The sequence below is a fragment of the Campylobacter sp. BCW_6465 genome, assembly GCF_001762815.1.
Classification (GTDB): Bacteria; Campylobacterota; Campylobacteria; order Campylobacterales; family Campylobacteraceae; genus Campylobacter_D; species Campylobacter_D jejuni.
In genome coordinates, this window is the sequence record NZ_MJXN01000052.1 from 16,018 (window position 1) to 36,176 (window position 20,159).

The window sequence follows — 20,159 nt, forward strand, 5'->3', positions numbered from 1 at the left end:
TTATTTGCTAGTGATAGAAGCAACTTTATCGCTAAGTTTTGCACCAACACTTTTCCAATAAGCTAAACGCTCTGCATCAACTTTAATTACCTCAGGTTCTACCATAGGATTATAATATCCAATACTTTCTATCCAACCACCATCGCGACGTTTTCTACTGTCTGTAACCACAATACGATAAAATGGTCTTTTAGTTCTACCCATTCTTGTAAGTCTAATAACTGTCATTTATACTCCTTAAAAATTAAAAATTTTATTTATAGATACTATAAAAAGTATTTATAAATAAAATTTAAAATTGTCTTCTAGCTTGGCTCATCATTTGTGTCAAATTCTCCATTCCTTTTTTGCCTGAAAATCTTTTTGCAAGTTTTGCTGCATTACTAAATTGTTTTAAAAAACGATTGACTTCTACCTGAGAAAGACCTGCTCCCTCTGCTATACGACGTTTTCTAGCATTATTTAACAAATCAGGATTTTCTCTTTCTTTTGGAGTCATTGAAGAAATCATTGCCTTAATATGTATAATCTCTTTAGAATTATCCAAATCTATATCTTTTACCGCATTTGCCATTCCGCCAAGCCCTGGTATCATACCGATTAAAGACTTCATACTTCCTAATTTTTTAATACTTTCCATTTGGTTAAGAAAATCATTAAAATTAAATTCACCTTTTTTGATTTTTTGATTGAGTTTTTTAGCTTCTTTTTCATCAATCACTGCAGCAGTTTTTTCAGCTAAAGTAGCCAAATCACCCTCGCCCATGATACGACTTACTATGCGATCTGGTATAAAAACTTCTAAATCTGCTACTTTTTCACCTACACCAATAAATCTTAAAGGAATACCGATTTGTTTTGCTATACCTAAGGCTACTCCACCTTTAGTATCTGCATCAAATTTTGATAAAATTACCCCGCTGATACCTAAAACTTCATTAAAACTAGCCGCAGTCTTAACCCCATCTTGACCACTCATTGCATCAGCAACATAGAAAATCTCATCAGGATTTAAAACATCCTTAACTGCTTTTAATTCATTCATCAAAGTCTCATCTATAGCCAAACGCCCAGCAGTATCCACAAGCAAAACATCCACCATAGAACTTTCAGCCTTTTTTAAAGCCTCTTTAGCAACCCTAATAGGATCTTTTTCATTTTCTATGAAGAAAAGTTCAATTTCATTAGCTTCACAAAGTTGTCTTAGCTGCTCCACTGCCGCTAAACGCTGTAAATCACAAGCTGCAACTAAAACTTTTTTATTGCGTAATTTTAAATAATTTGCAAGTTTGATAGTGCTTGTAGTCTTACCGCCCCCTTGCAAACCTGCCATTAGAACTACTGTTGGGGGTTTAGAAGCAAAAACAAAACCTTGATTTTTGCTATTGACACTTAAAATATTTTCTAAATTTACTTTAATGGCATTTAAAAATTGTTTTTGACCTATTCCGTTTTGCTTTACATCTTCTTCTATCGAAGTCAAAAGCTCTTTAGTTACCTTATGGTGAACATCTGCTTTTAAAAGAGCTTTTTTTAAGGTTTCTAAAGCGTTCTTAAGTGCTTTTTCATCATCAACAAAACGTAATTTATTAATCGCTGATTTAAAAGATTCGCTAACTAACTCAAACACTTTATCACCTTTCTATAAAATTTTTAATTAAACCTTGCATTATACAAAATTTTTTCTTAAATGGCTTTAAAAATCTAAATTTTTTATCTCAAAGCCAACTTTTGCAAAACTATTATCTAGCTCAGCCTTAAAATAATAATCAAAAATTTTAATTTCATAACTATGTAAATACATTCTATCGCTTGAAATTTTAGCATATTTTTCATCACCTACAACGCCATGTTTTATAAATTTAGCATGCGCTCTGATTTGATGAGTTCTACCTGTTTGAATGACTATTTTTGCTAAGGTTTTTTTTGACTGCAACATAATAGGAGTAATGATACTTAAGGCACTTAAACCATCTTTTGAAACTTTACTTAATGCTCCACATTTTGCTTTTATGGTAAAAATAGGCTCATTCACTTCAACCTCTTCAGCCAAAACCCCATCTAAAACCGCAATATAACTTTTATAAACTCTGTGTTTTTTAAATTCTTCTATACAAAGCTTTCTAAAATCTTCATCTTTGCAAAGCAAAATCACACCGCTTGTTTCTTTGTCTAAACGATTTAAAAGCTTGGCATTAAATTTTTTCTCCAAGTCTTCACTCACATAAGCGTAAGGTTTATTAATAGCAATAATCTTATCATCTTCAAAAATAATTTGAGGATTTTTGGTTTTTATCACATTAAATCTTGCCTTATCGTTCATCAAAGCTCTAGCAACCACAACTTTTTTTCCATGTGAAAAAACACAACCCTTATCAATCAAATCTTTAGCTTCACGATTTGAAATTTTTTCTTGCAAAGCTAAGAGTTTATAAGCTTTTTCTTGCATCAATTCCCTTTTGTATAGTTTGCATGATAAGATCTAAATTTTCTTTTTTGGAAATTTTAGCTTTTAAATTTAAATAATGGATTTTATCATTTAAATCTTTTAAATTTTCACAAAAATATACATTTTCTACTTCTTCAAACAAAACCTTTTGATTGTGAATAAATTTCCCGCTGATTAATACATTGTCAAAATATGCCACTTCTATAGGATTATGTCCTCCTATACCTTCTATGAAAGAACCTCCAAGCACAACAACATCAGAAATTGCATAAAAATTTACAAGCTCCCCTAAAGTATCTAAAAGTAAAATTTTTTTAGAAAATTTCTTATTTTCATCTTTTAAAGAACTAAATTTTTCAAATTCTAAACCTTTGTTTAAAAGTAAATTTTCAACTTCTTTAAAACGCTCAGGGTGTCGTGGGGCGATAATGAGTTTTTCATTTTCTTCTAGTTTAAAATGATCAAGTAAAAGCTCTTCTTCATCTTTATGAGTACTAGCAAAAATGATAAGTTTTTCCTTAGGTTTGGTATAAATTTTATTATTTTTAATTTCTAAATTTGCCTTAATATTTTTAAAAATTTTAACATTTTTAGCTCCCAAACTTTCAAGTCTTACTTTATCTAATTCACTTTGAGCAAAAACTTCATCAATATAAGAAAAAATTTTTTTATAAAAAAAAGAAAATTTTTGATAAGAATGATAAGATTTATCAGATATTCTCGCATTAAGCAAAATAATCTTAGCCTTATAAATACGTGCCATAAAAACAAGCATAAGCCAATATTCTGCTTCAAAAATTACCAAAACCTTACAAGGATTAAACCAAAAAGGCAAAAAATTTTCAAAAGCAAGATAATTTACCTTTTTACAAAATTCTTTTGCACATTCAAAACCTGTTTGAGTAATAGTAGTTATTCTTGAATCAAATTTCAAAACCAAAGCTTTAATACTTCTTACCTCCCCGTAAGAACAAGCATGAAAATGTACATCAGCTTTTTCTTGATGTAAATTTTTATAAAGAAAAAATCGAGATTTTAAACTAATTTTGTATTTGGATTTTAAAAAAGAAAGCAAAAGAATAAAGACGGCACAAAATAAAAATGCCGTCCAAGTTAAAAAATAATAAAAAAAGATCAATTTTGCTCTTCTTGCTCTTTATAAAGAATTCTTCCACAATGAGGACAAGTTACAATCTCTTCACCTTTTACAACAGACAGATAAGTCTTATCGTAAATTTTCATAAAACATCCATAGCATGCTTGTTTTTTAACAGGAACTACAGCAGTATTTTTCGCCCATTTGCGAATTTTCTCATAAAAACTTAAAACTTTTTGATTCATCTCGCCCACAAGTTTGGTTTTTTTATCATAAACACTCATTCTATCTTTTTCAAGAACTTCCATTTCAGATTTAATGCTTACTCTAATCTCATTAATATTTTGCTCTTGTTTGATTTTTTCTTCTTCAAGTTCTTTTTTATAAGTTTCTTTATTCTCTAAAATTTTATCTAGTCTTACAATTTCATCATTTGCAGCGTCTAATTGCTCTTTTGCAATATCTTCTTCAATTTTTAAAGCATTAGCTTCTTTTTCTGTTTTTACTGCACCACTTTTTTTAGAAAGCTCTTTAATTTTTGCTGAAAACTCGGAAATATGAGCATTATTTTGCACTTTTTGATTTTCTATATCTTTAATTTCTTCATCGATTTTTTCTAAATCTGTGTTGATTTTTCCTATTTTTAACTCAGCATCTTTTAAAGTCTTATTAATACTGTCTATTTTTGGTTCATAACTATCAATTTCTTGATCTATTTTTGATAAAAGCACTAATTGTTCGAGATATTTATTCATTTATTTTCCTTAAAAATATTGAAATGGATTTTTTGAAACTGTTATTATAACTTGTAGCGGCAAATTTTTCAAGTCTTTTGCTAAACATTGAGAAAAATATCTCTCACTTTCAAAATGACCTAAATCAATAAGACTGATTTGATTACTAAGCGCCTCTAAAGCTTGATGATATTTAAAATCTCCACTTAAAAAACAATCCGCATCTACTTTAGAAATTAAATCCCCGCCACTTCCAGTACATATAGCAATACGCTTAATGTCTTTTTTACCACAATCACTTACACGTAAAATTTGTAAATTTAACTTTTTTTTCACCCAGTCACACAAAGCTTCAAAAGACATAGAATTTTCTACATAAATCAAAAATTCGTCTTTAAAAGAAATTTTAAAACCTAAAATTTCTTCCGCAAAATAAGTATTTAAATGACTTAAATCGTAATTTGTATGCATGCTGATTAAAGAAATATTTTTACAAATCATTTCTTTAATAAAAGCCCTAGGATAAGCCTTATCATACAAATTTTTTAAACCTTTAAATATCAAAGGATGGTGTGTGATAATTAAAGAATTTTCACTCGCTTCTTTAATGATATTTTCATCAATATCTAAACTTAAATAAACAGTTGAAATTTCACTATCCCTATCTCCAAGCAAAATTCCACTATTATCCCATGATTCTTGGATATTAAAGGGACTTAATTGATCTAAAAAATTATAAATTTCACTCAGCTTCATTTAAATTTTTCTTATAAATTTCAGCACAATTTTTTGAAAGCTCACGAATTTTTAACATATAATCTTGTCTTTGTGCTACAGAAATTGCTCCTCTTGCATCTAAAAGATTAAAAGTATGTGCAGCAAGCATACAATAATCATAAGCAGGTAAAGCTAGTCCTTGTTCTAAAATATTTTTACATTCTTTGTAAGAATTTTCAAACTGCTCATTTAAGATTTTAACATCACTTACTTCAAAATTGTATTTACTAAATTCATATTCACTTTGCTTATGCACATCTGCGTATTTAATTTTTTCTCCATTAAATTCACTCCAAACTATATCATAAACATTATCAACATTTTGAAGATACATGGCTATTCTTTCAAGGCCATAGGTAATTTCAGCACTTACTAAATCTACTGCTATACCGCCAACTTGCTGAAAATAAGTAAATTGAGTAACCTCCATACCATCAAGCCATACTTCCCAGCCTAAACCCCAAGCACCCAAACTTGGACTCTCCCAATTATCTTCAACAAAACGAATATCATGACTTTTTAAATCAAAACCCAAATTTTCAAGACTTTTAAGATATAATTCTTGAATATTATCAGGGCTAGGTTTAATCAAAACTTGAAATTGATAATAAGCACCTAAGCGATTAGGATTTTCACCATAACGTCCATCAGTAGGCCTTCTACTTGGAGCCACATAAGCAGCTGCCCAAGGTTTTTTTCCTAAACTTCTTAAAAAAGTTGCTGGATGAAAGGTTCCTGCACCTGCTGGCATATCATAAGGTTGCATAATCGCACAACCTTGCTCTTGCCAATAATTTTGTAAATTAAGTATCATTTGTGAAAAAGTCATTGTATCTCTCTTTATCGTTCCATATTTTCAATAGGTTTTTCTAAATTTTTATTCATTTCCAAATCAGGCTCTGTCTTAGCTCCAAAAATTTCTGCAGTTTTACTCCACATTAATTTATATTTACGTTTGAGAAATTCTATCTCTTCACGCGCATGTTTTAACTCATTGTTTAAGGTTTCTATAGTTTTTCTATCTTCATCATAAAGTTCTTGCATAGAATAAAGAGCATCTTTTAAAAATTTATTCTCATTTTTTAATGCTTCAAGTGTTTCATCTTTAGCATCTAAAACTTTTTCATGTAAATTTAAAATAGTTCCTATTGTTTTTTCAACAAAACTTTCCCCTGCTAAAGTCATTGAATTTACCATTGCAGGTTGAGATTTTACAGCACTAGGCACCACACTAAAAGTACCTTGATGAGCTTCGATGTAAATTTTACCCTCTTCTTCTTTAAAATTTAAAGCCCCATTAGCCATCATACCTTTAACCACATCTTCATTTAAATGCACAAGTTTACAAAATTCTTCAAGTTCAAGATAGGTTTGCATTTTTATCCCTTATAATAAAACTTCTACTTCTTTTGAATCAGATACAAGTTTTTTTTCTTTTTCAAGACGATCTTCTTTAAGTTTTTGTGCTAAATCAACATCATAAATAGCTAAAATTTGCATAGCCAAATAAGCAGCATTGATTGCTCCAGCCTTACCAATAGCTAAAGTTCCTACAGGAATTCCACTAGGCATTTGCACCGTAGAAAACAAAGAATCCATACTTGCAAGATTACTTCCTGGCATAGGCACTCCTAAAACAGGTTTTGTGGTATAAGCTGCAACAGCTCCAGCCAAATGCGCTGCCATTCCAGCTGCTGCTATAAAAACTTTCGCACCTTTTTCTTCAGCATTTGTAATATACTCTTTTGTTCTTTTTGGGCTACGATGAGCTGATGAGATAATAAGTTCATACTTTACCCCAAAACTTTCTAAAGTTTTAGCAGCCTCTTTCATAGTCTCATAATCACTCTTGCTTCCCATTAAAATAGAAACAAAATTCATCTATATTTCCTTTCTTAAAAAACTTAATGCACTGATTTTACTTGGTAATTGAATTTCATGTTCATTACCGCTATGAATTTCACTAAATTCTTTATTGTTTTTAGCAATGAGTTTTTTAAACTCTATAAAATATTTATCCTCTTTTTGATAAATTTTACCTAGTTCATTGTCACAAGTTTGAATCACATCGCCTAAAGGAGCTAAAATTTCATAAGGCGTGTTTAAAACGATTTTTCCTTTGCATTTAAAAAAGCTTCCATCTTCGCTTATAGCATGCACTTGATGAGAGCCTTCTTCTATGCTTGTATTATGATTTTGTGTGTCGGTTTTTTCTAAAGGACGCGAAACAAGATAGCCATCTGTAAAACCACGATTCTTAAGCGTAGCAATCTCTTTTTCATACTTGTTTGACTCAAACTTACCCTCTAAAACATCCTGTATAGCCATTTTATAAGTTCTTGTTGTAAGCGCAACATAATATTCGCTTTTGGTGCGTCCTTCTATCTTAAAAGCACTGATACAATTTTCTTGCATGATTTTTTCTATATAAGAACAAAGATTTAAATCTTTGGAATTAAAAACATGAGTACCATTTTCATCTTCTTCTAAACGAAATAAAGTACCATTTTCTGGATTTTTAGCATAAAGCTCATAATTAAATCTGCAATCATTTGCACAAGATCCACGATTACTCATTCTTCCACTTTGCACAGAGCTTATTAAACAACGCCCAGAATAAGCAAAACACATAGAACCATGCACAAAGGCTTCAAGTTCAATATCGCAATTTTCTTTTAAAGCTTTAGCATCTTTAAGCCCTAATTCTCTCGCAATTACAACCCTTTTAGCGCCCATATCCTTATAAACTTGAGCATCTAAATAATTTAAAATATTCGCCTGAGTAGAAACATGTAAAGAAATTTCAGGTGCAAGCTCTTTAACAAGACGCATAGTTCCAACAGAAGCTACAATAAAAGCATCGGGTTTCATCTCACGTAATTTTAATATATGTCTTTTTAAGCCTTCAATTTGAGAGCTTAGATGAAAACCATTTAAAGTGACATAAATTTTTTTACCACGCTCATGGGTATATTTAATAGCTTCTTCAAAACTTTCATAATTAAATTCTCTTGCAGTACGTGATCTTAAAGAAAAATTATTCACACCCGCATAAACCGCATCTGCACCATAAGCTAAAGCAATTTTTAATTTTGTGAAATTTCCTGCAGGAGCTACTATTTCAGGAATGATCATTTTTGCCCTAAACTTGCAATTAAAGCTTCTATATCATCATTACTTACAACATCAGTAGTGCTATCACCTTCAATATGCACTGCAGAACTTACACGTTTTTTATCATCAATTTTACCTTCAAATAAAGAACTCATATAACGGCTTAAAGCACGCATTACATTAATAACACGTTCGATTTTTTGACGATGTATATCTTGATACTGCATTGCATCCATTGCCATCATCACTTCATCTTGTCCGCTTTGAAGATTTCCGACAATCTCCCTAGAACTTTTTTTAGCTTGATTGTTTAATTCTAAAGCTTCACTGAAACTTTCTACATTAGGAAATTTTTCATTAAGTTTGGAAAAAATATCAATATTTTTTTCTATTGCTTTATTTATTTCTTTGAGTAAACTTTCAGAATCCGCAAAAAAATTATTAATACTTTCAAGCTTATCCATCATTTCCGTTGCTTTAAGCTCGCTATCTTTTGTAACATCATCTAACTGATGTACAACTTTATGTTCCTGATTTGGTGGGGGTGGTGGCCATACTACACTAGGATTAGGTTTGTAATCAGCTATTTTGACATCTTCTAACATCAAAGCATCTTCTTCGGTATTCGATTCTTCGGTTTTTACCTCTGCTTCTGTCTCTGAATCAAGATCAACATCACCATTCATCAAAGCATCAAGCTCTTCTTGAGTCATTTTTTTCCCTTTTTTAAATCTAGATTTTCAATAATTGCTTAAAATTATAATCAATTTTATCTAAAACAAAAATATAAATTTTTATTTTTTAATCTTTTTAAATTAAATTTTTAAATTTATTAAAAAAAATATATTAATTAAATCTTAATTAAAAATTTTAAGATATAATTTTATAAATTTAATTACATAAAGGAGTAAAAATATGGGAAAATTTGTTAATAATATAGATGATTTTTTCAAATTTTGCAAACAAAATGAAGTGCTTTTTGTTGATTTTCGTTTTACAGATATGATAGGAACTTGGCATCATATTACCTATAATCTTCATGCAATCAATGAAGAAACATTTCAAACTGGCATTCCATTTGATGGAAGCTCAATCCATGGATGGCAACCTATAGAAAAATCAGATATGATTTTAAAACCTGATGCTCAAAGTGCTTTTTTAGATCCTTTTACAGCTGATCCTACTATCATAGTATTTTGTGATGTGTATGATATTTACAAAGGACAAATGTATGAAAAATGTCCAAGAAGCATAGCAAAAAAAGCAATGGAACACCTTAAAAATAGTGGCATAGCTGATACTGCTTACTTTGGACCAGAAAATGAATTCTTTGTTTTTGATAGTGTAAAAATAGTTGATACTACTCATTGTTCTAAGTATGAAGTTGATACCGAAGAAGGAGAGTGGAATGATGATAGAGAATTTACCGATAGCTACAATACTGGACACAGGCCAAGAAACAAAGGTGGATATTTTCCAGTTCAGCCAATTGATTCTTTAGTAGATATTCGTTCTGAAATGGTTCAAACCCTTGAAAAAGTAGGTCTTAAAACTTTTGTTCATCATCATGAAGTTGCACAAGGACAAGCTGAAATAGGAGTAAATTTTGGCACGCTTGTAGAAGCAGCTGACAATGTTCAAATTTATAAATATGTTGTAAAAATGGTAGCTCATTTAAATGGCAAAACTGCCACTTTTATGCCAAAACCTTTATACGGAGATAATGGCAATGGTATGCATGTTCATATGAGCTTATGGAAAGATGGGGTAAATTTATTTTACGATAAAGATGGATACAGTGGACTTAGTCAAACTGCTATAAATTATATAGGTGGAATTTTAAAAAATGCTAGAAGTGTCGCAGCTTTTACAAATCCAAGTTCCAACTCTTACAAAAGAATAGTTCCTGGCTTTGAAGCTCCTTGTATTTTAACTTATTCTTGTCAAAACAGATCAGCAAGTTGTCGCGTTCCTTATGGCATAGGTAAAAATTCAGCTCGTATAGAAATTCGCTTCCCTGATAGTACTGCTAATCCTTATTTAGCTTTTGCTAGTCTTTTAATGGCAGGGCTTGATGGAATCAAAAATAAAACCATTCCTGTAGGTCCTATGGATGAAAATTTATTTGATCTTACTTTGGATGAAATACGTGAAAAAGGGATAGAGCAATTACCACATACTCTAAGAGGAAGTTTAGAAGCTTTAATCCGACATAATTCTTATTTAAAACCTGTAATGAGCGATATTTTTATCGATGACTATCAGCATTTAAAATTTGAAACACAAGTTTGGCCAGTAGAAGCTCGTCCAACTGCTTATGAATTTAAAACTTGCTACTCTTGCTAAAAATTTAATGGCGTTTAACACGCCATTAAACTAAAAAAGAATTAAAAATATTTATTTTATATCAACTATCGCTTAAGTTGATTTACAATTCCTAGCATATCATCACTTGTTGTAATTGCCTTAGAACCCGCTTCATAAGCCCTTTGTCCTGTGATAAGATCTGTCATTTCTTCAACAAGCTGAACATTACTAAGTTCTATAAATCCATGTCTTATTGTTCCAAGTCCATCTTGTCCTGCTATACCCGCAACAGGTGCACCACTTGCTCCTGTTTCAAGATAAAGATTATCACCCATAGAATGAAGACCCGCTGGATTTATAAACTGAACTAGCTCCACTTGGCCAATTTGAGTTTCTTGTTGCTCCCCTGGTAGCATTACAGAAACGGTTCCATCTGTAGCAACATTAATTGCTGTTGCGCCTTCAGGTATTGTCATTTCAGGTAAAAGTCTATAACCATCTGAATTTACAATATTGCCTTCATTATCTTTTGTAAATTGCCCATTTCTAGTATATCCTATAGTGCCATCAGGAAGTTGTATTTGAAAAAACCCATTACCTGCAATAGCCATATCAAGACCATCAGTACTTGTTGATTTTAAATTTCCTTCAGTAAAAACTTTAGTTACTGCTGTTGGACGCACACCCACACCCACTTCTATACCCGAAGGAGAAAGAGTAGTAGCTGAAGTTGAAGTTCCTGCATACTTCATAACTTGATACATAAGATCAGCAAATTCTGCGCGACTTTTCTTAAAACCTGCTGTATTAACATTGGCGATGTTATTTGAAGTAACATCAATTTGTGTTTGCTGCGCTACCATTCCCGTAGCAGCAGTATGAAGTGATCTCATCATTTTTAATCCTTTTTTTTATTTTATTTTAAATTATTTAACAGCTGCAAGCTTATTGATAGCTTCTTGATTTAAGTCATCCATATGAGCTGTCATAACTTTTTGATACATTTCTACCATTCTGTTTGCTTCAATCAGTCCTACCATTTCAGTAACTGGATTAACATTTGATCCCTGAGAAAAACCTTGGCGAATAGCATTGGAGTTTTCCAAATCTCTAATGCGGGTTAGATCATCTATTTTATAGACATTATCCCCATCTTTTTGCAAAGCTCTTATATCATCTACTTGTGCTACAAATAATCTTGCATTTTGAGCTCCATCAACCTCAATGCTTCCGTTTTTATCAACGCTAATTTGAACAGCACCATTAGGAATGCGTATGCCAGCATTCTGAGGATTATTAAAATAATCACTACTTAATACCTTGTATCCTTGCTTATTTACCAAATAACCCTCATCATCAAGTTGAAAATTTCCATCTTTAGTTAATCTTACTTCTCCATCTTTGGTTTGAACCAAATAAAAAGCATCTTCTCTAGTCATTGCCAAATCCAAAGGATTGTTTGTGGCCTTTAAAGAACCTAGGCTAAAATCCGTATATTCTTGAGAAACTTGCGGGATTCCATCTATTGTAGTATTTACAAAACGAGATGCATCTCTTGTGTGATTTTCTATAGGCAACTCATCCTGAGTTTCTTTAAAAATCCTTTTAAAATCTGCAATAACCACATCATCTCTTTTGTATCCACTTGTATTAATATTGGCAAGATTATTAGTAATCACATCAAGTTTATTAAACTGAGTTACCATTCCACCAGTTGCTTGATAATATCCATTTTGCATATTTTCACCTATAAAATTAAGATTTTATAGCTATAAAAGCAAAGAGTGTTCCAACTTTTAAAAACAAAGAAAAATAAATATTTGAAAGATTATTAGGAGAGAAATTTAAACTACAAAAAGCAAGATTTGACTCAATCTTGCTTTAAAAATCAATTTTAATCCATTTGACGACGCAAGAAAGTTGGTGTTTCAATTTGCGCCATTATCTCTTCATCGTAACCACCGCTTACCTTTTTAAGACTTAAATAAGGATTTTTCCTAGAAGCTTGAGCTTCTTCGGTAGATTTTTTAGCTACTGTATCTTTATCTTCAAATCCTGTCGCAATAATAGTTACTTCAACTCTATCTTCCATGCTATCATCTGTGGTAGAACCAAAAATAATCTTAGCATTTTCATCAACAATTTCTTGTATACTATTTGCTGCTGCCGAAATTTCAAACAAAGAGCAATTAGAACTTGTTTTAAAATGTAAAATAACTCCCTTGGCACCCTTAATATCCATTCCATCAAGCAAAGGAGATTCTATAGCGTTTGAAAGGGCCTCTTCTATAGCATTTTCACCACTAGCACTACCAACACCCATAAGCGCGAGTCCGCGATGACTCATGATGGTTCTTACATCCGCAAAGTCAACATTAATATCTCCATTATCAAGCAAGATAGACACCATACCTTTTACAGCACGAGCTAAAATATCATCAACCAATCTAAAAGCATCTTTAATGCCTGCTTTTTTATCAATAATGCTCAATAATTTTTCATTTTGAATTACAAGAATAGAATCACTTTCTTTTTTAAGCTCAAGGAGACCGCTTTCAGCAAGTTTTTTTCTTTGTTTTCCTTCGAATGCAAAAGGCATAGTTACAACAGAAACAGTTAAAGCTCCAATCTCTTTAGCTGCTTGTGCAATAACTGGAGTGGCACCCGTTCCAGTACCTCCACCAAAACCTGAAGCAATAAATACAATATCACTTTGACTAAGACTTGCTTTTATTTCTTCAAAACTTTCTCTAGCACTTTCTGCGCCTACTTCAGGAAGCATACCAGCGCCTAAACCTTTAGTTTTTTTCTCGCCAAGTTGAATTTTAGTTTTTGCTAATGAAATTGAAATAGCTTGTGCATCAGTATTTGCTGCAATTAAATCAAGATCATTTAATCCCATTTTAACCATATGGTTGATCATATTACCGCCACCGCCACCGCAGCCTATAACCTTAATTTTTGCACCTTTATTATGTTGCATTTCTTCTACTAAAAATTCACTCATAAAAATTTCTCCTTGTTAAAATTGATTCATAATTTTATGCCAGATATTTGAAAAAACGCTAGGTTTTTTTTCTTTTGGCTCTTTAAAATCTAATTGTTCTTGTATTGCAATTGTATCATTTTCTTGCAAATTTTCATCAAAAAAATCAGATTTTATTTCACTTTCTGCATCTTTTTGCAAAACAATATCTTGTTTAATTTGACGATTAAAATTTTCAATTTCCCCTTTATATCTTAATTTTTCATTAGAATCAAGTTCATAAGGCGTAAAATACCCTGCTCCATATAAACAAAGTCCTATAGCACAAGTATTTTCAGGATCATTAAAAATTTCACTAAAACCAGTAATCAAATCTTTTCTTGCAGTAGCCAGTCTAACTGAGCGATTATCAAATGTTGCAGGAGCTAGCTCATCAATACCTGCTAACTTAGTCATTCCACCTGTTAAAACAACTCCACCACCTATAGCATTGGCATAACGATTATCACTTAAGATTTTTGCCAAAATCATCAAAGTTTCTTCCGCTCTTGCATAAATTACGTTTGAAATAATATCCAAAGAAACTTCATTAACCTTTCTTTCATCGCCCATTGAAGGAATTTGTATAAGGGTGTTAGGCTGTTGCGAAAGAGCTGCATAATTAAGCTTGATTTTTTCTGCTTCTTTTAAAGGTGTATGCAATGCCATTGATAAATCTTGGGTGATATTAATCGAGCCAATTTGCAAACAATCATTGTATCTAATTGAATTTCCAGTATGAACAACCATATCACAAATCGCTCCACCCGTATCAATCAAAACAGCGCCTAATTCCTTTTCGCTATCATCTAAACAAGCTATAGCTGAAGCATATCCTGAAAGAACTATATTATCCACTCTTAAATCAGCTAATTCAACCGCTTTCTTAAGATTTTTAATATGAGATTCTTGTGAAATCACTATATGGGTTGAAACTTCTAAACGATTGCCACTCATTCCCAAAGGATCATCAACATGTTCAAGATCATTAACCTTAAAATTATAAGGCAAAACATGGATAATTTCATAACCACTTGGTAGATTGGCAGTATGCTTAGCTGTACTTACAGCACGATGGATTTCTTTAATGCCTATTTCATGATTTGGAATATTAACAACACCTACACTATCAACGCTTTTAGTATAAGCACCTGATATAGACACCACAACCTTATCATAATGAACTCCGCTCATCATCTCAGCACTTCTAACAGCTTCTTCAATAGATTTAGAAGCAAGCTCTATATTGGTAATGGCACCTTTTTTAACCCCGTTGGTTTTTGACTTGGAAAAACCAATAATTTTTAATCCATCTTCATCTTTTTGAGCAATAATGGCACAAGTCTGGGTTGAGCCTAAGTCAATTCCTAATATATTCAAAATCAATTCCCTTTATAATAAATTTTTATTGGATATATCTTTTTAAGTTCATCAATAAGTTCTTGCTTAAGCTCATTTGCTTTTAAATTTTGCAAATTTTGCTCAAGCATAGTTTTGTATTGTTTAAATTTATCGGAGTTCATATCTAATTTTTGTTTATTTATTTTATATAATATTGCTTTATTGTCGTTAATGACCACATAAGAACTATTTTGATCAGCATTAAATACATTCATTAAAAAATAAGCAAATTCAGAATCATTTAATATCTTATCACTAAGCTTTACACTCTCGCGAGAACTATCTCGACTTAAAAAGCCTATATCATCGCCTTTAAAATTTACTAAACTATTTTTGGCTTTTTCTTCTAAATTTTTTCTAGCTTGTTCGCTTAAATACATAGGTAAAACTTCTTCTCTAGCTTCTTCAAAAGTTTTATTTCTTATAGGATCTACTTTATTTAGTTTAACTATGATATATCCGTTATTATAAGGTGCTGGTCGTAAAACATCTCCATTTTTAGCTTTATTCAAAAGATCAATTGGATAATAAACATCAGATTCACTAATATTTTGATCTTTTTGAAAATTATCTTTCCCATTTTTTAAATCTAAAAATTTAGCATTAGCCACATTCTTTAGTTGCATTAAGGCGTAATCTTTAGCAACTTCATTTTTAGCAGACTGAAAATCCATCACTTTACCTGCAAAATCTTTATATTTTAGTTTATTTTCATCTTGATTGTAAAATTTTTCTAATTCTTTGTCGTCAATTTTCTCATTGCTAACTGGCAAAAAATAAGTTGAAATTTCATATATTTTTTTAGTTTTATAATCTTCTTTATGTTCATTCCAAAGCTTTTTTAAATCCTCTTCATTAATCTTAATATTTTTTTTGTCATAATCAATTTTTGCAATACTTAAAGCATCTTGCATAAAATAACTAGAAGCTAACATTTTTAATTCCTCATCTTTGCTAGGAATATTAAAAATTTGATTAAGTTTATCGGTAATTACTTCATTTGCAAGTTGTGTTTCATAATCTTTTGGAGTTAAATTATTGGCATTTAAAAGTTCATAATAAATTGTTTTGTTAAAATCCCCTGTAGAATCTTGAAATTCTCTAGTATTTGCAAGTTTTTGTAAAATTTCATTCTCGTTTATACCAATACCCAAATCTTTAGCAAAATTTAACAAAAGCTTATCTTCAACAAGAGAGCTTAAGGCTATATTTTTAATGCCTAGTTGCTCAGCATTTTCTGGAGTTAAAGCACCATTGCTAATTTGATTATAATAACTTAAAATCTGTCTATATCTAGTATCAAATTCGCTAAAACCTATCTTTTCATTTCCTACAGTTGCAACACTCGAACTTCTATTGAGATTAAAATCATAAGCACCCCAACCTAAAAAGCCGGCACCAACAAAAGCTATAGTACTAACCCATATAGTAACAACAAGATATTTTTTGTGATGTTGCATCCAAGTAAGCATATCATTCCTTGATTAAATTTAAACTAGATATTGTATCGTAGAAGTGTTTAAGTGGAGTTTAATTATAAAATTTTTACCAAAAAATATTTGTTCTTTAAATTTTATGATTTTTACAATGAAATTTAGTTATAATTATAGTTTATAAAAATTTATTAGGATTGATTTTGGAAATTCCTCATATCCCAGTTTTACTTAATGAAGTTCAAGAGATTTTTAAAAATCTTAAAACAGGTTATTTTTTAGACTGCACTTTAGGATTTGGCGGACACAGTGAAGCTTTGCTTAAAAATCATCCTGATCTTGAAATCATTGCTTGCGATCAAGATCAACAAGCTTTAGAATTTTCTAAAAAACGTCTTAAAGATTTTCACAATAGGATAACTTTTATACAAAGTAATTTTAGTGAAGTTTTAGAAAAAATTTCACATAAAGAAGAATTAAGAGGTATTTTAGCAGACATTGGAGTTTCTTCATTTCAACTTGATAATAACGAAAGAGGTTTTAGTGTAAATTCTGACTTTTTAGATATGAGAATGAATCAAAACTCCAAAATATCGGCTTATGAGATTATTAATACTTATACAAAAGAGCAATTAACTTCTATTTTTAAAGATTATGGAGAATTGCACGATGCACATTTTATTGCTGAAAAAATTTGCCTAGAAAGAAGTAAAAATCCAATCAAAAGCGCCAAGGAACTTTATCAAATCATAGGAAAAGGCAAACAAAATCATAGAAAAATTTCCAAAGCCACTTTAGCATTTCAAGCCATTAGAATAGAAGTAAATCAAGAACTTAAAGTGCTTAAAGATTTTCTTGGGCATTTAGAAAATTTAAAACCAAAAAATTGCATTTTAGCAATCATTAGTTTTCATTCTTTGGAAGATAGAATAGTAAAAAATTTTTTCAAAAAATGGTCAAAAAACTGCATTTGTGATGAAAAAATAATGCGTTGCGAATGTGGAAATAACCATAGCCTAGGGCAAATAATAACCAAAAAAGCTATAAGCGCAAGCAAGGAAGAACTTTTAAAAAATTCTCGCTCTAGTTGTGCTAAAATGCGGGCTTTTTATTTTAATAATTTGGACAATAAATAATGCTAGAAGATGATTTTATAAAAGAACGCCAAAACATACGCCAAAAAATGCTGAAATTTTCTCGTGCTATAAATCAAGGCAAACCGCTTGATGATGACTTAAGAAATGAAATTTCTAGCGATGATATTTTAAGACGTCGTTTTAAAAAAAAGACTCCTAATAAATTCTTAGAAGAACTCGATGAAGAGTATGAGTCAAAACATACCAAAAAATCAAATATATATTTAAAAGAAGATCTGATCAATGTTAAATTAGAAGAAAAGCAATCTCTTGCTAAAAAAATTTTTTCCAAAATGAAAGAAAGAAAAAAAGAAGAAAATAAAAAAACTAAAAAGATTTTTTCGTTTGGAAGAAAAAAAATAAACGAGATAAAAAATATTCAAACCAAACCAAAAATTCAAACAAAAAATGATCAAAACCCTATCCAAGATAAAAAAGAAAAAAAAGAATCTATAAAATCTATAGAAAAAATTCAAAAAACTGAGCCTAAAATACAAAATTCCCAAACTATAGAAAAACGACCTGATATTAAAAAACAACCCGATATTAAACAAAGTTTGGAAAATTTACAAAAAAAGATAACACCACAAGAAAATAAACAAGAACTTCCAAAACCATCCAATCAAGCCCAAGAAAAACAACAAAATGATGAAGATGCTCAAAAGGCAAAAAATGTTTTATTAGAAGGCTTCTCTAATGCCACCAAAGAAGATAAAAACCTAAATTTCAATCATCTTCTTTTTGCGGCTTTACTTGTTAGTTTTGCGTTATTTTTATTTGCTCCACAAATTTATATTAGAAATCAAATTTATTATCTTAGTAGAGAAATTGCTACATTAAGAACAGAAGAAAGCGTTTTAAACGAAGAAAATAAAGATTTAAAAAGAAGACTTGAAAATATGCGATTCCAAAATCAAATTTTAGATTATTTAGAATGAATAATCTTATCTAAAACATACTGCTCTAAATTTGCTTTTGGAATTTCTTCTTTTAAGGCTTCCCTATAAATTTCACCTGCCATTATAGAGTATTTTTCATAAGCAAAATAAGGGAAATGCAAAGCCCAGGCTTTTTGTATTATTTTTTTTGAGATTATTTTGCGAGTATAAACTTTAAAAATATCATATCCTATAAATACACAAGCAGTAACCATAACAGCACTCACTATGCTTATATGAAAGTCAAGTTTTGTTAAAAAATAATGAGTAATTAAAAGCAATGGCAACAAAACCACAGCACAAAAAACACCAAAATAAATATAAGAATTTAGAATTTTGAAATTAAAATTTAGCTTAGAAGGATCTACAAGCATACCGTCATTAAAAAGTGCATTTGCCTCTAATAAATCCTTCACTAAAACAGGTTGTTCTGATACTTTAAATAAAAAACGAAGGCTAAATTCTTTAAATTTTTTCATAATCCACGCTTTATTTTTTAATTAAAATTTTATCTAAAGAAAATTAATTTTTACTAAATATAAACCTCTTTCAATTGCTTATTAATTCTTCTGTGATTCTAGCGATTTCTAATTCTTCATCTGTAGGAATAACAAGCACTTTAACTTTAGAATTGGCATGATTTATCATTCTTTCGCCCGAAATCCTTTGTTTGTTAAGTTCAAAATTTAACTCGATACCAAGATGAGCTAATCTCTCACATACTTTTTGTCGAACCAAACTATCATTTTCTCCTATACCACCTGTAAAAATAATAGCATCGGTTTTTGGCAACACAGCAAAGTAGGATCCTATATATTTTACAAGACGATAGCAAAACATATCAAGAGCCAAACGTGCTTTATCATTACCTTGTTCTATCTCTCGTTCTATATCTCTAAAATCATTATAACCGCAAATTCCATATACTCCGCTTTTTTTATTCATCAGTGTATCTATTTCTTCTATAGTTAAACTTTTAATATGGCTTATAAAAGGTAAAATAGCAGGATCTATATCCCCGCAACGCGTTCCCATAATAAGTCCTTCAAGCGGAGTAAATCCCATAGAAGTATCCACACTTTTACCTTTTTCTATAGCACATACACTTGCACCATTTCCAAGATGAGCAGAGATAACATTTAATTCATCTTGATCTTTTTGAAGAAATTTTGCCGCTCTAGAACTAACATAAGCATGGGAAGTCCCATGAAAACCATATCTTCTAATATTATGCTTATCATAAAAATCATAAGGCAAAGCATACATATAAGCAAAATCAGGCATAGTACGATGAAAAGCTGTATCAAAAATAGCCACATTTGCAACACTAGGTGCAGCTTTAATCATTGTTTTTATGCCTGCTAAATGGGCAGGATTATGCAAAGGAGCAAAAATACTAACCCTATCTATCTCTTTAAGAACATAGTCATCTACTAAACAATGCTCACTTAAATTTCTTCCCCCGTGAACTATACGATGACCACAGCCATCAAGAGCATTTAAATCCGCTAAAATTCCTGATTCTTTAAAAAGCTCATTAACTATACTAAGTCCTTCTTCGTGATTATTTATTGTTAATTCTCTTTCAAAACTTTCATTATTTAAAACATTTTTTAATATAACTTTTGAATTTTGCTCTCCGATTTTCTCTACTAAGCCACTCGCTTTAACGACTTTATTATCAAAAAATTTAAATTTAATCGATGAAGAACCTGAATTTAAAACTAAAATTTTCATTTATTATTCCTT

21 protein-coding genes are annotated in these 20,159 nt (G+C 30.5%); 3 read left to right on the forward strand and 18 right to left on the reverse strand.

The genetic code is table 11. The features are described from left to right. The 11 genes from rpsP to AJ886_RS03535 form a co-directional block, all read right to left on the reverse strand. Positions 1-228, reverse strand: coding sequence for a 30S ribosomal protein S16 (gene rpsP / locus AJ886_RS03485; RefSeq protein WP_002852274.1), 228 nt, complete (start codon positions 226-228; stop codon positions 1-3). Between the two features lie 64 nt (positions 229-292). Beyond that, positions 293-1,630 carry a signal recognition particle protein gene (ffh, locus tag AJ886_RS03490; protein ID WP_070233227.1) on the reverse strand — a complete coding sequence of 446 codons (1,338 nt, stop codon included), beginning with the start codon at positions 1,628-1,630 and terminating at the stop codon, positions 293-295. A 66-nt stretch (positions 1,631-1,696) separates the two neighbouring features. Further along, the gene (locus AJ886_RS03495; RefSeq protein WP_053872572.1) at positions 1,697-2,449 is read right to left on the reverse strand and encodes an RluA family pseudouridine synthase; all 753 of its coding nucleotides are present in this window, start codon (positions 2,447-2,449) and stop codon (positions 1,697-1,699) included. After that, on the reverse strand, positions 2,430-3,587 hold the full coding sequence (gene waaA, locus AJ886_RS03500; protein ID WP_070287133.1) for a lipid IV(A) 3-deoxy-D-manno-octulosonic acid transferase: 1,158 nt from the start codon (positions 3,585-3,587) through the stop codon (positions 2,430-2,432). The genes AJ886_RS03495 and waaA overlap by 20 nt, the downstream gene beginning before the upstream one ends. Further along, entirely contained in the window at positions 3,584-4,300 is a 717-nt protein-coding gene (locus AJ886_RS03505) for a zinc ribbon domain-containing protein (RefSeq protein ID WP_002888864.1), read from the reverse strand. The genes waaA and AJ886_RS03505 overlap by 4 nt, the downstream gene beginning before the upstream one ends. Positions 4,301-4,309: 9 nt before the next feature. Next, the gene (locus AJ886_RS03510) at positions 4,310-5,035 is read right to left on the reverse strand and encodes a Nif3-like dinuclear metal center hexameric protein (protein WP_002932958.1); all 726 of its coding nucleotides are present in this window, start codon (positions 5,033-5,035) and stop codon (positions 4,310-4,312) included. Beyond that, a complete protein-coding gene (glyQ, locus tag AJ886_RS03515) occupies positions 5,022-5,885 on the reverse strand; it encodes a glycine--tRNA ligase subunit alpha (RefSeq protein ID WP_002852069.1) in 864 nt (287 codons plus the stop codon). The genes AJ886_RS03510 and glyQ overlap by 14 nt, the downstream gene beginning before the upstream one ends. Positions 5,886-5,896: 11 nt before the next feature. Next, positions 5,897-6,433 (reverse strand): DUF3972 domain-containing protein, encoded by a 537-nt coding sequence (locus tag AJ886_RS03520; protein ID WP_070287134.1) that lies wholly within the window; start codon positions 6,431-6,433, stop codon positions 5,897-5,899. A gap of 9 nt (positions 6,434-6,442) precedes the next feature. After that, entirely contained in the window at positions 6,443-6,937 is a 495-nt protein-coding gene (gene purE / locus AJ886_RS03525) for a 5-(carboxyamino)imidazole ribonucleotide mutase (protein WP_070274961.1), read from the reverse strand. Continuing rightward, positions 6,938-8,191, reverse strand: coding sequence for a peptidase U32 family protein (locus AJ886_RS03530; RefSeq protein ID WP_044780520.1), 1,254 nt, complete (start codon positions 8,189-8,191; stop codon positions 6,938-6,940). Further along, positions 8,188-8,883, reverse strand: coding sequence for a chemotaxis protein (locus AJ886_RS03535; protein WP_044794184.1), 696 nt, complete (start codon positions 8,881-8,883; stop codon positions 8,188-8,190). Before AJ886_RS03535 ends, AJ886_RS03530 begins: the two co-directional genes overlap by 4 nt. Positions 8,884-9,085: 202 nt before the next feature. On the opposite strand from AJ886_RS03535, the gene glnA reads away from it, so the two are divergent. Next, positions 9,086-10,516 (forward strand): type I glutamate--ammonia ligase, encoded by a 1,431-nt coding sequence (glnA, locus tag AJ886_RS03540; RefSeq protein ID WP_070233216.1) that lies wholly within the window; start codon positions 9,086-9,088, stop codon positions 10,514-10,516. A gap of 65 nt (positions 10,517-10,581) precedes the next feature. Here the strand turns inward: glnA and flgG are convergent, their stop codons facing one another. The 5 genes from flgG to AJ886_RS03565 all read right to left on the reverse strand — a co-directional run bounded on the left by flgG (position 10,582) and on the right by AJ886_RS03565 (position 16,375). Then, on the reverse strand, positions 10,582-11,373 hold the full coding sequence (flgG, locus tag AJ886_RS03545; protein ID WP_002852142.1) for a flagellar basal-body rod protein FlgG: 792 nt from the start codon (positions 11,371-11,373) through the stop codon (positions 10,582-10,584). A 30-nt stretch (positions 11,374-11,403) separates the two neighbouring features. Next, positions 11,404-12,216: a flagellar hook-basal body protein gene (locus tag AJ886_RS03550; RefSeq protein WP_002854829.1), complete on the reverse strand. Its 813-nt coding sequence runs from the start codon at positions 12,214-12,216 to the stop codon at positions 11,404-11,406. Between the two features lie 155 nt (positions 12,217-12,371). Further along, positions 12,372-13,484, reverse strand: coding sequence for a cell division protein FtsZ (ftsZ, locus tag AJ886_RS03555; protein WP_002921956.1), 1,113 nt, complete (start codon positions 13,482-13,484; stop codon positions 12,372-12,374). A gap of 15 nt (positions 13,485-13,499) precedes the next feature. Beyond that, on the reverse strand, positions 13,500-14,888 hold the full coding sequence (gene ftsA / locus AJ886_RS03560; protein WP_079860504.1) for a cell division protein FtsA: 1,389 nt from the start codon (positions 14,886-14,888) through the stop codon (positions 13,500-13,502). Beyond that, positions 14,885-16,375, reverse strand: coding sequence for a peptidylprolyl isomerase (locus AJ886_RS03565; RefSeq protein WP_070274964.1), 1,491 nt, complete (start codon positions 16,373-16,375; stop codon positions 14,885-14,887). The genes ftsA and AJ886_RS03565 overlap by 4 nt, the downstream gene beginning before the upstream one ends. A gap of 158 nt (positions 16,376-16,533) precedes the next feature. On the opposite strand from AJ886_RS03565, the gene rsmH reads away from it, so the two are divergent. Further along, complete coding sequence (rsmH, locus tag AJ886_RS03570; RefSeq protein ID WP_079860796.1) at positions 16,534-17,472, forward strand: 16S rRNA (cytosine(1402)-N(4))-methyltransferase RsmH; 939 nt, start codon at positions 16,534-16,536, stop codon at positions 17,470-17,472. Further along, a complete protein-coding gene (locus AJ886_RS03575; protein WP_070287135.1) occupies positions 17,472-18,410 on the forward strand; it encodes a hypothetical protein in 939 nt (312 codons plus the stop codon). The genes rsmH and AJ886_RS03575 overlap by 1 nt, the downstream gene beginning before the upstream one ends. Here AJ886_RS03575 and AJ886_RS03580 read toward each other — a convergent pair. Further along, complete coding sequence (locus tag AJ886_RS03580; protein WP_070233204.1) at positions 18,398-18,889, reverse strand: hypothetical protein; 492 nt, start codon at positions 18,887-18,889, stop codon at positions 18,398-18,400. The two genes, AJ886_RS03575 and AJ886_RS03580, sit on opposite strands and share 13 nt — an antisense overlap. Positions 18,890-18,959: 70 nt before the next feature. Further along, positions 18,960-20,147 (reverse strand): acetate kinase, encoded by a 1,188-nt coding sequence (locus AJ886_RS03585; RefSeq protein WP_070286435.1) that lies wholly within the window; start codon positions 20,145-20,147, stop codon positions 18,960-18,962. Positions 20,148-20,159: the final 12 nt, after the last annotated feature.

Excerpts from the sequence above, each read along its gene's own strand:
- rpsP (WP_002852274.1), bottom strand. The coding sequence starts at position 228 with ATGACAGTTATTAGACTTACAAGAATGGGTAGAACTAAAAGACCATTT.
- AJ886_RS03495 (WP_053872572.1), bottom strand. The coding sequence starts at position 2,449 with ATGCAAGAAAAAGCTTATAAACTCTTAGCTTTGCAAGAAAAAATTTCA.
- AJ886_RS03505 (WP_002888864.1), bottom strand. The coding sequence starts at position 4,300 with ATGAATAAATATCTCGAACAATTAGTGCTTTTATCAAAAATAGATCAA.
- AJ886_RS03510 (WP_002932958.1), bottom strand. The coding sequence starts at position 5,035 with ATGAAGCTGAGTGAAATTTATAATTTTTTAGATCAATTAAGTCCCTTT.
- glyQ (WP_002852069.1), bottom strand. The coding sequence starts at position 5,885 with ATGACTTTTTCACAAATGATACTTAATTTACAAAATTATTGGCAAGAG.
- AJ886_RS03520 (WP_070287134.1), bottom strand. The coding sequence starts at position 6,433 with ATGCAAACCTATCTTGAACTTGAAGAATTTTGTAAACTTGTGCATTTA.
- purE (WP_070274961.1), bottom strand. The coding sequence starts at position 6,937 with ATGAATTTTGTTTCTATTTTAATGGGAAGCAAGAGTGATTATGAGACT.
- AJ886_RS03530 (WP_044780520.1), bottom strand. The coding sequence starts at position 8,191 with ATGATCATTCCTGAAATAGTAGCTCCTGCAGGAAATTTCACAAAATTA.
- AJ886_RS03535 (WP_044794184.1), bottom strand. The coding sequence starts at position 8,883 with ATGACTCAAGAAGAGCTTGATGCTTTGATGAATGGTGATGTTGATCTT.
- glnA (WP_070233216.1), top strand. The coding sequence starts at position 9,086 with ATGGGAAAATTTGTTAATAATATAGATGATTTTTTCAAATTTTGCAAA.
- flgG (WP_002852142.1), bottom strand. The coding sequence starts at position 11,373 with ATGATGAGATCACTTCATACTGCTGCTACGGGAATGGTAGCGCAGCAA.
- AJ886_RS03550 (WP_002854829.1), bottom strand. The coding sequence starts at position 12,216 with ATGCAAAATGGATATTATCAAGCAACTGGTGGAATGGTAACTCAGTTT.
- ftsZ (WP_002921956.1), bottom strand. The coding sequence starts at position 13,484 with ATGAGTGAATTTTTAGTAGAAGAAATGCAACATAATAAAGGTGCAAAA.
- AJ886_RS03565 (WP_070274964.1), bottom strand. The coding sequence starts at position 16,375 with ATGCTTACTTGGATGCAACATCACAAAAAATATCTTGTTGTTACTATA.
- AJ886_RS03575 (WP_070287135.1), top strand. The coding sequence starts at position 17,472 with ATGCTAGAAGATGATTTTATAAAAGAACGCCAAAACATACGCCAAAAA.
- AJ886_RS03580 (WP_070233204.1), bottom strand. The coding sequence starts at position 18,889 with ATGAAAAAATTTAAAGAATTTAGCCTTCGTTTTTTATTTAAAGTATCA.
- AJ886_RS03585 (WP_070286435.1), bottom strand. The coding sequence starts at position 20,147 with ATGAAAATTTTAGTTTTAAATTCAGGTTCTTCATCGATTAAATTTAAA.